This is a genomic window from Pseudomonas sp. zfem005 (assembly GCF_032621735.1).
Lineage (GTDB): Bacteria > Pseudomonadota > Gammaproteobacteria > Pseudomonadales > Pseudomonadaceae > Metapseudomonas > Metapseudomonas solani.
Genome location: NZ_JAVYJE010000008.1, coordinates 246,690 through 258,574, shown reverse-complemented (window position 1 = coordinate 258,574; position 11,885 = coordinate 246,690). Strand labels below are relative to the sequence as shown.

The 11,885-nt window shown below is 69.6% G+C and carries 9 protein-coding genes; 3 read left to right on the top strand and 6 right to left on the bottom strand.

The window, feature by feature from the left end; genetic code table 11:
- Nucleotides 1–8 precede the first annotated feature (8 nt).
- The 5 genes from RTW82_RS19235 to RTW82_RS19215 all read right to left on the bottom strand — a co-directional run bounded on the left by RTW82_RS19235 (nt 9) and on the right by RTW82_RS19215 (nt 4,934).
- The gene (locus RTW82_RS19235; protein WP_316926089.1) at nt 9–1,445 is read right to left on the bottom strand and encodes a catalase; all 1,437 of its coding nucleotides are present in this window, start codon (nt 1,443–1,445) and stop codon (nt 9–11) included.
- A 71-nt stretch (nt 1,446–1,516) separates the two neighbouring features.
- Nucleotides 1,517–2,254 (bottom strand): hypothetical protein, encoded by a 738-nt coding sequence (locus tag RTW82_RS19230; protein WP_043243993.1) that lies wholly within the window; start codon nt 2,252–2,254, stop codon nt 1,517–1,519.
- The gene (locus RTW82_RS19225) at nt 2,251–2,820 is read right to left on the bottom strand and encodes a cysteine hydrolase family protein (RefSeq protein ID WP_043243994.1); all 570 of its coding nucleotides are present in this window, start codon (nt 2,818–2,820) and stop codon (nt 2,251–2,253) included. The genes RTW82_RS19230 and RTW82_RS19225 overlap by 4 nt, the downstream gene beginning before the upstream one ends.
- Nucleotides 2,821–2,870: 50 nt before the next feature.
- Nucleotides 2,871–3,695, bottom strand: coding sequence for an alpha/beta fold hydrolase (locus tag RTW82_RS19220; RefSeq protein ID WP_043244011.1), 825 nt, complete (start codon nt 3,693–3,695; stop codon nt 2,871–2,873).
- A 162-nt stretch (nt 3,696–3,857) separates the two neighbouring features.
- Nucleotides 3,858–4,934, bottom strand: a complete 1,077-nt coding sequence (locus tag RTW82_RS19215) for a hypothetical protein (protein ID WP_316926088.1) — start codon at nt 4,932–4,934, stop codon at nt 3,858–3,860.
- Nucleotides 4,935–5,171: 237 nt separating this feature from the next.
- On the opposite strand from RTW82_RS19215, the gene RTW82_RS19210 reads away from it, so the two are divergent.
- Nucleotides 5,172–8,015: an ATP-binding protein gene (locus RTW82_RS19210; protein WP_316926087.1), complete on the top strand. Its 2,844-nt coding sequence runs from the start codon at nt 5,172–5,174 to the stop codon at nt 8,013–8,015.
- A gap of 374 nt (nt 8,016–8,389) precedes the next feature.
- Here the strand turns inward: RTW82_RS19210 and RTW82_RS19205 are convergent, their stop codons facing one another.
- The gene (locus RTW82_RS19205; protein WP_316926086.1) at nt 8,390–9,394 is read right to left on the bottom strand and encodes an AraC family transcriptional regulator; all 1,005 of its coding nucleotides are present in this window, start codon (nt 9,392–9,394) and stop codon (nt 8,390–8,392) included.
- Between the two features lie 141 nt (nt 9,395–9,535).
- On the opposite strand from RTW82_RS19205, the gene RTW82_RS19200 reads away from it, so the two are divergent.
- Together RTW82_RS19200 and RTW82_RS19195 are read left to right on the top strand one after the other, a co-directional pair.
- On the top strand, nt 9,536–10,570 hold the full coding sequence (locus RTW82_RS19200; protein ID WP_316926085.1) for a 2Fe-2S iron-sulfur cluster binding domain-containing protein: 1,035 nt from the start codon (nt 9,536–9,538) through the stop codon (nt 10,568–10,570).
- A 23-nt stretch (nt 10,571–10,593) separates the two neighbouring features.
- Complete coding sequence (locus RTW82_RS19195; RefSeq protein ID WP_316926084.1) at nt 10,594–11,775, top strand: alkane 1-monooxygenase; 1,182 nt, start codon at nt 10,594–10,596, stop codon at nt 11,773–11,775.
- Nucleotides 11,776–11,885 lie beyond the last annotated feature (110 nt).

The window sequence follows — 11,885 nt, the reverse complement described above, 5'->3', positions numbered from 1 at the left end:
ACGCCCCGCTACCCCGCCAGCCGCGCGATGGCCGCCGCCACGCCGGCACCGTAGGCCGCATCGGCGCGGGTGCAGTTGCCGATGTGCCGGGCCACCACCGCCTCCGAAACGCCGCTGATGGCCCGGGCGGTGTTGTCGAACAGGGTCTGCCGCTGGGCCTCCGACATCAGCCGGAACAGCGCGCCGGGCTGGGAGTAGTAGTCCTCGTCGACCCGGTGGTTCCAATGGTCGGCGGCGCCCTCCAGGGTGAGCGGCGGTTCGGCGAAGTCCGGCTGCTCGGCCCACTCGCCATGGCTGTTGGGCTCATAGGCCAGGCGCCCGCCCTGGTTGCCGTCGACGCGCATCTGGCCGTCGCGGTGGTAGCTGTGCACCGGGCAGCGCGGCGTGTTCACCGGGATGTGCAGGTGGTTGACGCCGAGGCGGTAGCGCTGGGCATCGCCGTAGGAGAACAGCCGGCCCTGGAGCATCTTGTCCGGCGAGAAGCCGATGCCCGGCACCACGTGGGCCGGGTTGAAGGCCACCTGTTCCACCTCGGCGAAGACGTTCTCGGGGTTGCGGTTGAGTTCCAGCACGCCCACCTCGATCAGCGGGTAATCCTTGTGCGGCCAGACCTTGGTCAGGTCGAAGGGGTTGATGGCGTAGCTGCCCGCCTCGCGCTCCGGCATCACCTGTATGTAGAAGGTCCAGCGCGGGAAGTCGCCGTTCTCGATGCTGCCGAACAGGTCGCGCTGGTGGCTCTCGCGGTCACCGCCCACCAGTTGCGCGGCCTCGGCGTCGCCGAGGTTCTGGATGCCCTGCTGGCTGCGCCAGGTGAACTTGACCCAGAAGCGCTCGTTGGCGGCATTGATCAGGCTGAAGGTGTGGCTGCCGAAGCCGTGCATGTGCCGGTAGCTGCGCGGGATGCCACGGTCGCTCATGACGATGGTCACCTGGTGCAGCGCCTCGGGCAGGCTGCTCCAGAAATCCCAGTTGTTCTGTGCGCTGCGCATGCCGGTGCGCGGGTCGCGCTTCACCGCGTGGTTGAGGTCGGGGAACTTCAGCGGGTCGCGGAGGAAGAACACCGGGGTGTTGTTGCCCACCAGGTCCCAGTTGCCCTCCTCGGTGTAGAACTTCAGGGCGAAACCGCGGATGTCCCGCTCGGCATCGGCGGCGCCACGCTCACCGGCGACGGTGGAGAAACGCGCGAACAGCTCGGTGCGCTTGCCCACCTCGGCGAACAACGCGGCGCGGGTGTAGCGGGTGATGTCGGCGGTGACGGTGAAGGTGCCGTAGGCGCCGGAGCCCTTGGCGTGCATGCGCCGCTCGGGGATCACCTCGCGGTCGAAGTGCGCCAGCTTCTCCAGAAACCAGACGTCCTGCAGCAGCGCCGGGCCGCGCGGGCCGGCGGTCTGCACATTGTTGTTGTCGACGACGGGCGCGCCGGCGGCGGTGGTCAGCTTGTTCATGCTCTGCTCCTTGTCGAATCACGGTGGGGAGCGCCACGCGGGCACGACTTCCCGGTGGCGCCGGGCGCGGCTCACTCGCCGGCGGACCAGGTGGCGGGCAGCGACAGGTTGCCGGAGGCGACGTCCCACACGCTGCTCACGCACAGCAGCGGGTCGTGCAGGTCGGCATTGACCTGCAGCGCCGCGGTGACGCCGTCGTAGTTGAAGTTCTTCGGAAAGCCCACGGCGGCCAGCGGCACGCGGATCCGCGCCGCATCCTGCTTGACGCTGAGGTCGTAGCCGGGCGAGTCGATAAAGATCGGCGCGCCGGGCCAGGTGGCCGGCAGCTTCGGCTTGGCGCCCTCGGGGATGTCGCGCACCTTGAGTCCGCTGGGGCCGCAGCTGGCCTCCTTGGTCAGCACCACCCAGTGGGAGTGCCAGAGGCCGCCGTCGTTGTCCTTCTTGCCGTCCTTGTTCTCGTCCAGTTGCGGGGTGTCGTCGAAGTCCGGGTGCGAGGTCAGCGCCAGGGCGAGGATGCCCGAGCCCTGCTCGAAGCCCACCGCGCCACTGTCCAGGCTGGTGGGCCAGACGTAGCTGTACACCTCGGCCCCGGCGAAGCTGCCCTTGGCCGAAGGCACGCGGCTACCGGCCTCGCCGTCCACCAGTTGCTCGAACACCAGCATGTCGCCATCGCGGGAGACCCGCGTGTGTACCAGGTCGAAGGCCGCCTCGACCTTGCCGCCCTTCTCGCTGTGGATGCCCCCCGCCTCGTGGGCCGAGGCCGGTGCGGCGATCGCCCCCGCCACGGCCAGTGCCATGAGCCGTTTCATGCCGCGTTCCTCGCGTGCTGCCCGAGGTATTCGGCGGTGGAAATGACCGGCGCGTAACCGAAGCTCAGCGCCGCCATGAACGCGGCGTGCACCTGGGCGGCGGGCACCTTGACCCCGTCGAACTCCAGGTCGAGGGTGGCGCAGGCGTCGTGCAGCACGGTGGTGCGGTAGCCGAAGTCGACGGCGGCGCGGGTGATGCCGTCCACGCACATGTGGCTCATGTTGCCGACCACCACCACCTCGTCCACGCCATGCTTGTCGAGCACCGCCTTGAGCTCGGTCTCGCGGAACGAGTTGATGTAGTGCTTGAGCACCACCGGCTCGCCGGGGGCGTTGATGACGCTGGCGTGCAGGTGCGCGCCCTCGCTGCCGGGGCGGAAGAAGGGGGCGTCCGCGCTGGTGAACTCGTGGCGGATGTGCACCACCAGCTCGCCGCTCTCGCGGAACGCGGCGATCACCTGGGCCGCCTTGGCTGCGGCCGCCTCCACCTTGCTCAGGGTCCACAGGCCGCCGGGGAAGTAGTCGTTCTGGATGTCCACCACTATCAATGCCTTGTTGCCGCTCATCGTCGTTCTCCTTGAGGGTGTGCCCGCATGGAATGCGGGCGAGTGGCTGCTCAGCTGCGCAGGAATGCCAGCAGGTCCGCGTTGAGTTTTTCCTTGTGGGTGTCGGTGATGCCGTGGGGCGCGCCCGGGTAGATCACCAGCTTGGCGTGGGGCACCAGCCGGGCCGAGGCCCGCGCCGCCGCGTCCACCGGGACGATCTGGTCGTCGTCGCCGTGGAGCACCAGGGTGGGCACGTCGAACTTCTTCAGGTCCTCGGTGAAGTCGGTCTCGGAGAAGGCCTTGATGCAGTCGTAGGCGTTCTTGTGCCCGGCCTGCATTCCCTGCATCCAGAACGCGTCGATCACCCCCTGTGAGGGTTCGGCGCCCGGCCGGTTGTAGCCGAAGAAGGGGCCGCTGGCGACGTCCTTGTACAGCTGCGAACGGTCGGCCACCGAGGCCGCGCGGATGCCGTCGAACACCGAGATCGGCAGGCCGCCGGGGTTGCTCTCGGTCTTCACCATCAAGGGCGGCACGGCGGAGATCAGCCCTGCCCGGGCCACCCGCGCAGTGCCGTGGCGCCCGATGTAACGCGCCACCTCGCCACCGCCCGTGGAGAAGCCGAACAGCGAGGCGTCGCGCACGTCCAGGTGCTCCAGCAGCTGCGCCAGGTCGTCGGCGTAGGTGTTCATCTCGTTGCCGTTCCAGGGCTGGCTGGAGCGGCCGTGGCCACGGCGGTCGTGGGCGATCACCCGGTAGCCGTTGGAAGCCAGGAAGAACATCTGCGATTCCCAGCTATCGCTGTTGAGCGGCCAACCGTGGCTGAGTACCACGACCGGGCCACTGCCCCAATCCTTGTAGTAGATCTGCGTACCGTCGCGCGTAGTGATAGTGCCCATGTGCTTCGTCTCTCCATTGCCGGGTTGCGGGTTGGCTGGGGCGGAGGCATTCCGCACGCAGCCGCCAAGGGGCAGCACCAGTGCCGCGACCAGCGTCGCGGAGCCGAGCATCAGCGCACGGCGCTGTGGGTTCACTGCCATGTCCTGTTCAGAGCTCATCGGTCAATCTCCCGTAGGGCGGCCGGGCAGGCGGAACTGCATGAGGTTCCAGCGCGTGACGCGCTCCTCCCACTCATCACCCTCGACCGGGGTCAGCGGCAGCGCCAGGTTGGTGACGATCATCCGTTCCCCCTGCACCGCCGAACTGGCGGGGAACAGCAGCCCGCGCGGCGAGCCGTCGGCGGCCAGGCCGTCGAAGCCCCCGGCCCTGGCCCGCGGCAGGCCCTGGGCATCCAGGGCGACCACCAGGTCCGCCTGGTTGGCCACCACCCACAGCAACCCCGCGTGGAACAACAGCCCGTCGGCGCCGGGCAGGCTTTCGGCGAACACCTCCAGCGGGCCCGAGGGCATCGTCATGCGCAGCACCCGGCCATCGCCGGCGTTGTTGATGTAGAGCACGCGCTCGTCGGCGTCGAAGGCCAGACCATTGGCGCCGAAGGGCAGGAAGCCCGCCGTGGCCAGCAACGGGTCGCGGGACAGCGTCTCCACCTCGCAGGGGGCGCAGTGGATGGCGTTGGCGATGCGCAGCAGCGCGCCCTGGAAGGAGTCCGAGACGTAGAGGTTGCCAACCCGGTCGAAGACCATGCCGTTGGGGCCGGGCATGCCGCTGGAGCCGAAGGTGATGCGGTCGCGGCTGTCGTCGGGGTTGGTCACCTGCCGCGCCTCAGGGGCGGCCGGGATCAGGGTCGCGAACTGCACCACGTCCTGCACCGGGGTGCTTTCGTCGAAGTTCGCCGCCAGCCGCTGCAGGCGCCCCGCACCGAAGTTGAGGATGTACAGCTGGCCCTCGGCGAAGGCCAGGCCGGTGAGCGGCGTGGCACCGAACGAGCGCCGCGCCAGCAGCTCGCCCTTGGCGGAGAAACGCAGCACCTGGTTGTTGCGCTGCTCGGCCGGCAGGCGCGCATCGAAGGTGCCGACGAAGACCTCACCGCTGTCGGGGGCGACGGCCAGCCCCTCGGGGTAGCGCACGTCTTCGGGCAGCAGCGCGAAGGGCTCCACGGCCAGTTGCAGCGGGTCGCCATGGGCCGCTCCGGCGGTGTACAGCGACAGGACGATTCCCAGGGTTCGCAAGGCGTGCATGGGCCCCTCCACGGGGTTGGACAAGCAGCATCGGAACAACGTTTATCCATCGAGAATTCCAGCCTAGCGAAGCGGCGGAAAAACGTCCTTGCGAAAACCTGAAGATTCCTGATTTTTGTGATTAGCTTAAGCACCGCGCGCCCTTGCACAGAGCCAACTTTTCATCGACCTGGCTGCATCCTGCGCCCTAAATCGCCGAACCACCGCGCCATTCACCCTGCCCCGTGAGGCCGTGCAATGAACGCCCTGCCCCCCGCCCCGATCCGTTTCGGCCATTGCGAGGTGACGCCCGCGCAACGCCTGTTGCAGGTCCATGGCCAGCCGGTGGAACTGCAGGGCCGGGCCTTCGACCTGCTGCTCGCGCTGATCGCGGCCAACGGCCAGGTGGTCAGCAAGGATGCGCTGATGCAGGCCATCTGGCCGGGGCGCATCGTCGAGGAAAACACCCTGGAGGTGCAGGTCTCGCTGCTGCGCAAGGCCCTGGGTGGCGAGCGCAGGCTGATCCGCACCGTCTCCGGGCGCGGCTACCAGTTCGCCGCCCCACCCGAGCCGGCCCCGCCCCGTGAGCGCCTGCACCTGCCCGCCAGCCTGTCGCGCCTGATCGGCCGCGAGCAGGCCCTCGCCGAGTTGCAGGCGAGCATCCACCAGCAGCGCCTGGTGACCCTGGTCGGCCCCGGCGGCATCGGCAAGACCCGTCTCGCCCTGGAGGCCGCCCGGGCCGTGGCCGCGCACTTCCCCGACCGGGTGTGCATCGCCGACCTGGCGCCGCTGTCCACCGACCAGTTCCTGGTCCCCACCCTCGCCGCGGCGCTGGGGTTGGCCCCCTCCGCCGGCAAGGCCAGCCTGGAACAGCTGGCCATGGGCCTGGTGGGCAGCCGCATCCTGTTGCTGATCGACAACTGCGAGCACCTGATCGACGCTGCCGCAGGGGCCGTGGAAACGCTGCTGCGCGCCAACGCCACCCTGCAGGTGCTGGCCACCAGCCGCGAGCCCCTGCGCATCGAAGGCGAATACCTGTTCCGCGTCGCCCCGCTGGAAGTGCCCGCCGCCGGCGCCGAACTGCCGGAGGTGATGGCCGCCAGCGCCGTGCGCCTGTTCGAGGCGCGCCTGGAGCATGGCCAGCCGCGCGCCCTTTCGCCCATCGTCACGGCGGAGCTGGAAGCACGCATCTGCCGGCGCCTGGACGGCATCCCCCTGGCCATCGAGCTGGCCGCCGCACGGGTGGCGACCCTGGGCCTGGTGCGGGTGGCCGAGCGCCTGGAAAGCCAGCTGGACCTGCTCAGCGGCGGCAACCGTTCGGCCCTGCCCCGGCAGCAGACGCTGCGCGCCACCCTGGACTGGAGCTTCAACCTGCTGGCCGCGCCGGAGCGCATCCTGCTGCAGCGCCTCGGTGTGTTCGTCGGCGCCTTCGGCCTCGAAGGCGCGCTGGCGGTGGGCGTCGGCGCGGACCTGGACGCGGACGCCGTGCTGGCGGGCATCGACAGCCTGGTGAGCAAGTCCCTGCTGACCCTGCGCCAGGAAGACAGCGGCCCCCGCTACCGGTTGCTGGAAGTCACCCGCAGCTACGCCCACGAGAAGCTCCGCGAGCGCGCCGAACTGACCATAACCCGGCGCCTGCACGCGCTCTACCTGCTGGAGGTGTTCTCCCGCGCGGCACCCTTCTGGGAGCTGGGCGGCTCGGCCCCCTGCCTGCTCTGCGAGGGGTTGCAGGAGGACCTCCGCGAGGCCTTGCGCTGGACCCTGGACGAGGCCCAGGGCACGGTGCTCGGCATCGACCTGAGCATCGCCGCCCTGCCGTTCTGGCTGCACCGCTCGCAGGTGTCCGAATGCCTGGCCAGCGCCAGCCGCGCCCTCGCCCACCTCACCAAGCCGGAGCTGTTCGAGCGCAAGGTGATGAAGCTGGAGGTCGCCCGGGGCAAGGCGCTGCTCTACATCGGCGCCACCGTGGAGACCCGCGAGGCCTTCCGCCATGCCCTGGCCATCGCCGAGCGCCTCGACGAATACGACCACCAGGCCCTGGCCACCTGGGGGCTCTGGGCCCATGGCTACCTCAACGGTCCCTACACCCAGAACCTGCAGATCGCCGAGGACTTCCTGCGGCTCTGCCAGCGCCACCCCGACAGCGGCGACGCCTTCGTGGCCCAGCGCATGGTCGCCCTGTCCCGACTCTGCCTGGGCCAGCTGGACGCCACCCGCAGCGGCCTGGAGGACATGCTCCGGGGCTACCCCGACGCCCTGCGCCACCGCCATCTGCTGCGCTACGCCTATGACCAGAAGGCCGTCGCCCTCTGCGCGCTGGCCTACACCCTGTGGCTGCAGGGCTTCCCCGACCAGGCCACCGCCACCCTGCGGGAGGCCGAGCGCCAGGCCGACGCCAGCGGCCACCTCGCCAGCCGCTGGCACGTGCTCACCATGAGCGCCTGCCCCATCGCCCTGCTCACCGGCGGCGTGGCGGCCCTGGCCACCCCCAGCCAGCAGCTGCTCGACGCCCGCAGCTGGCACCACCCCGGCTCAGCCACGGTGGGCGCCGGGCAGTTCTGGGGCGGCGAATTCTGGAAGGGGCTCTACGCACTCTGGCAAGGCGAAGCGGACGCCTATGAGCGCATCATCAGCCCGGCGCTGGAGCAACTCGGCCAGGTGCGCTTCGCCTCCTACCTCGCCCCCTACACCTCGGCGCTGTGCACGGTGCTGGCCCAGCGCGGGCGCGCCGCCGACGCCATGCGCCTGATCGACATGGCCATCACCCACGCTTCCGGCGCCGACGACCTCTCGGCATTGCCGGAACTCATCCGCTGCCAGGGCGAACTGCTGCTCGCCGGCACCGACGGCGGCTGGTCAGGGCCAGGCGAGGAACTGCTGCAGAAAGCCCAGGCCATGGCCCGCCAGCACGGGATGAAATCCTGGGAGCTGCGCGCCACCACCAGCCTCGCCCGCCTGTGGATCCGCCAAGGCAAGCACACCCGCGCCAGCCGCGAACTCGGCGCGCTGATGGACAGCTTCAGCGAAGGCTTCGCCACGGCGGATTTCGAAGCCGCACGGCAGGTGATGCGCACACTCGGCGACGGGGTTGGGCACATGTAGGATGGGTAGAGCTCCGCGAAACCCATCAAGCGACGCCACAGGCATCACCCAAATCGCCCCCCGCCACGTTGGGCCTCGCTGCGCTCGGCGCCAACCTACGGCCCGGCCACGAACGCCGAGGGCGGCACGCCTTCCCATTGCCTGAGACCCTGACAGCATGGGTTTCGCACGGCTCTACCCATCCTACGTAACCGGGGTCGTCTCCAATTCCGTGCCCGCACGAACGCCTGTAGGTCGGGTGCAACCCGACAAGGCGAAGCACAAAAGCCAACGCGGAGATGCCTCGTAGGATGGGTAGAGCTCCGCGAAACCCATCAAGCTGAGCCACAGCCGCGCACCACGCCACGTTGGGCCTCGCTGCGCTCGGCGCCAACCTACGGGGCGACGAAAGCCGAGGGCGCCACGCCTTCCCATTGTTTGAAGGCGCGCCGGAAGTTGGCCACGTCGCTGTAGCCCAGGACCTGGGCGATTTCCTCCACCGTCAGCCGGCCGGCGCGGAGGTGTTCGATGGCCAGCACGTGGCGGACTTCCTTGAGGATCTGCTTGTAGCTGGTGCCTTCCGCGAGCAGGCGGCGGTGCAGCGTGCGAGGCGTCATGTAGAGCAGGCGCGCGATGGTGACGAGGCTGGGGAAGGCGTTCTGCCGTTCGAGGATGAGCCGGCGCACCCGCGCCCCCAGGGAGCTCTTCTCCCCCAGCTTCTTCAGCTCGCGTTGGCAGATCAGCTCCGCCTCGCGGAAGGCGGAAGGGTCCGCCATGCGCAGCGGTGTATCCAGCATCGCCGTGTCGAAGGTGAAGCCGGCCCAGGACTGCGCATAGTCCACCGGGCAGCCGAAGAGCTGCTCGGCCAGTGCCGCGTAGGTGGGCTGCGGGGCCGGGAAGCTGATGCGGCTGGCCGAGCGCCCGGCCGGGGTGATGGCGTCGAAGATGTTCTTCACCGCCAGCATCACCGCTTCCATCACCGTCTGCTCCACCTCGCCAAGCGGGTACTCGGCCATGAAGCGCAGGTGCTCACGGGCCTGGGCCGGTTCCCCGCCGAGTTGCACCCGGGCCAGGGTGGTGCGCACCGCCAGGTAGCGCTCCAGCAGCTGGATGACCTGGCGCAGGGAGCCGCCCTGCAGCGCGGCGAAACCGAGAACGCCGTGGCTGCCGACACCCAGCCGCTCGCCGATCAGCAGCCCCAGCGCCGGCTCTCCGCTGAGCCGCAGCGCCTGCTGCATCAGCGGCCCGAACAGCTCGATGCCGGGCTGGTACTCCGGGTCGTCCAGCAGCGCGGGGGCCACGCCGCAATCGGCCAACCAATCGCCCGGGGCAACGCCCATCACCCGCAGCTGTTCCGCGACCTGTCGCAGGTACTGCACGGGGAGTCGGAAGTCAGGCATGGGCGCCTCTGTGGCTCGTATCTGGCGGGGGCGAAAGTGTCATTTAATGACCCCCAGAATGTCAATTGAGGCCCTCTCTTCCTCCCCGGCGACGCCCCTAGGATTCAGCCGTCCGACCCAACAATCACAACAGGAGGACGCATGTTTCCATTCCGCTCCCGATCCCGCCCCAGCCAGGTGCGGATCAACGCCACCGAGATCCTGGTGAACCCGAAGGAAACCCTGCTGCAGGCCGCCCTGCGCCACGGCATCGACTTCCCCCACAGCTGCCGCGTGGGCGGTTGCGCCACCTGCAAGTGCAGGCTGCTGTCCGGCCGCGTGCGCGAGCTGACCGAGGCCAGCTACGTGCTCACGGACGAGGAGCTGGACCAGGGCTACATCCTCGCCTGCCAGAGCGTGCCCCAGGGGGACCTGCGCATCGAGGTCGACCTCGCCCGGCACAGCGCCAGGCGCCGCGTGCGCGGCAAGGTGGTCGGCCAGCAGAGGCTCACCCACGACATCACCCACCTGCTGGTGCAACTCGACGAGGCCCTGCCCTACAAGGCCGGCCAGTACGCGACGCTGACCCTCGACGCCTTGCCCGGCCAGCCGCGGCCGTTCTCCTTCTGCACGCCGATGCAGCCCGATGCCCAGGTCGGTTTCTTCATCCGCAAGGTGCCCGGCGGCGCCTTCACCGGGTGGGTGGACGAACGCCCGCTGCTGGGCCAGGGCCTGGTGCTCGAAGGGCCCCAGGGCGACTTCCACCTGCGCCCCGCAACAGCGCCCTTGCTGCTGATCGCCGGCGGCAGCGGCCTGGCGCCCCTGCTGGCGATCCTGCAGGAGGCCCTGGCCGCTGGCGTCACCCGCCCGGCCGCCCTGCTGTTCGGCGCTCGCCAGCAGCGCGACCTCTACGCCCTGGCGGACCTCACCGCCATCGCCGCCCGATGGCCCGCGCCCTTCCGCTTCGTTCCGGTGCTCTCCGATATCACCCCCGAGACGCCCTGGAGCGGCGCGCGCGGGCTGGTCACGACGCAGATCCCGGCGCTGCTGGAGCCCGGCGCCCACACCTACCTCTGCGGCCCGCCCGCGATGATCGACAGCGCCAGTGCACTGCTGCGCGGCCTGGGCGTGGCGCCCGAGCACATCCACGCCGACCGCTTCACCACCACCGCACCGGCGGCCCTGGCCGACGCCTGATCACCACAACAAGAGAAACCACCATGAATGCGTTGCACTACCTGAAGTACTTCCTGTTCCAGGGCATCGGGCTGCTCGCCGCACTGTCCCTGCTGGCCGGTGGCATCTGGACCAGCGCCGGGCTGCTGGCGATCCTCGCCTTCTACCTCGTCGGCGATGCCATCGCGGGGGACGACACCAGCACCCCGCACTTCAAGCACCCCGGCATCCTCACCGTCCAGCTGTGGCTGGCCCTGCCGCTGCTCGGCTTCATCGTCTTCGCGGCGCTGTGGAGCGTCAGCGCAGGCGACCCGTTGGGCTTCGGCGCGGCCCTAAGCCGCCTCAGCGGCCATGACCTGATCGCCGCCCGCGACGCCACCGCCGGCATCCACCACGTCTCGGCCTGGCTGCTCACCGGCCTGATGATCGGCATGATCGGCACCATCACCGCCCATGAACTCACCCACCGCACCTGGGACCGGGTCTCCATGCTCATCGGCCGCTGGCTGCTGGCCTTCAGCTTCGACACGGTGTTCGCCATCGAGCACGTCTACGGCCACCACCGCTACGTCTCCACCACCGAAGACCCGGCCACCGCGCCGCGTGGGCGCAACGTCTACTGGCACGTGCTCGCCTCCACCCTCAAGGGCAACCTCAGCGCCTGGCACATCGAGCGCCGCCGCCTCGCCAGGAAGGGCCAAAGCCTGTTCGGCTGGCACAACGCAGTGCTGCGCGGGCACGCCATGAGCCTGCTGCTGGTGGCCGCCGCCTGGGGCATCGGTGGCTGGCGCGTGGCGCTGTTCTTCATCGCCTGCGCGCTGTGGGGCAAGGCCCTGCTGGAGATCGTCAACTACATGGAGCACTACGGCATGGTGCGCAACCCGGCCACGCCGGTGCAGCCCCGTCACTCGTGGAACAGCAACCGGCGCATCAGCTCCTGGAGCATGTTCAACCTCACCCGCCACTCCCACCACCACGCCCAGGGCGAAGTGCCCTACCAGGACCTGCGCCCCTTCCCGGACGCGCCGATGATGATCGGCGGCTACCTCACCACCATCATGGTCGCCATGATCCCGCCGCTCTGGCACAAGCTGATGACGCCCAAGGTCCTGGCCTGGGACGCGCACTTCGCCAACGAGGAAGAACGCCAGCTGGCGGCCGAGGCCAACCGCCGCAGCGGCATCGCGGCCATGGCGGAAAACGCCCACGCCCGCAGGTTGGGCTGAGGCACGCAAGCTCAGGCCGTGCACAGCGCCCGCCTGGGCTCCTGTAGGTCGGGTGCAACCCGACGGGATGGAGCACAAAAGCCAACGCGGGTTTCACCCGCCCTACGCGG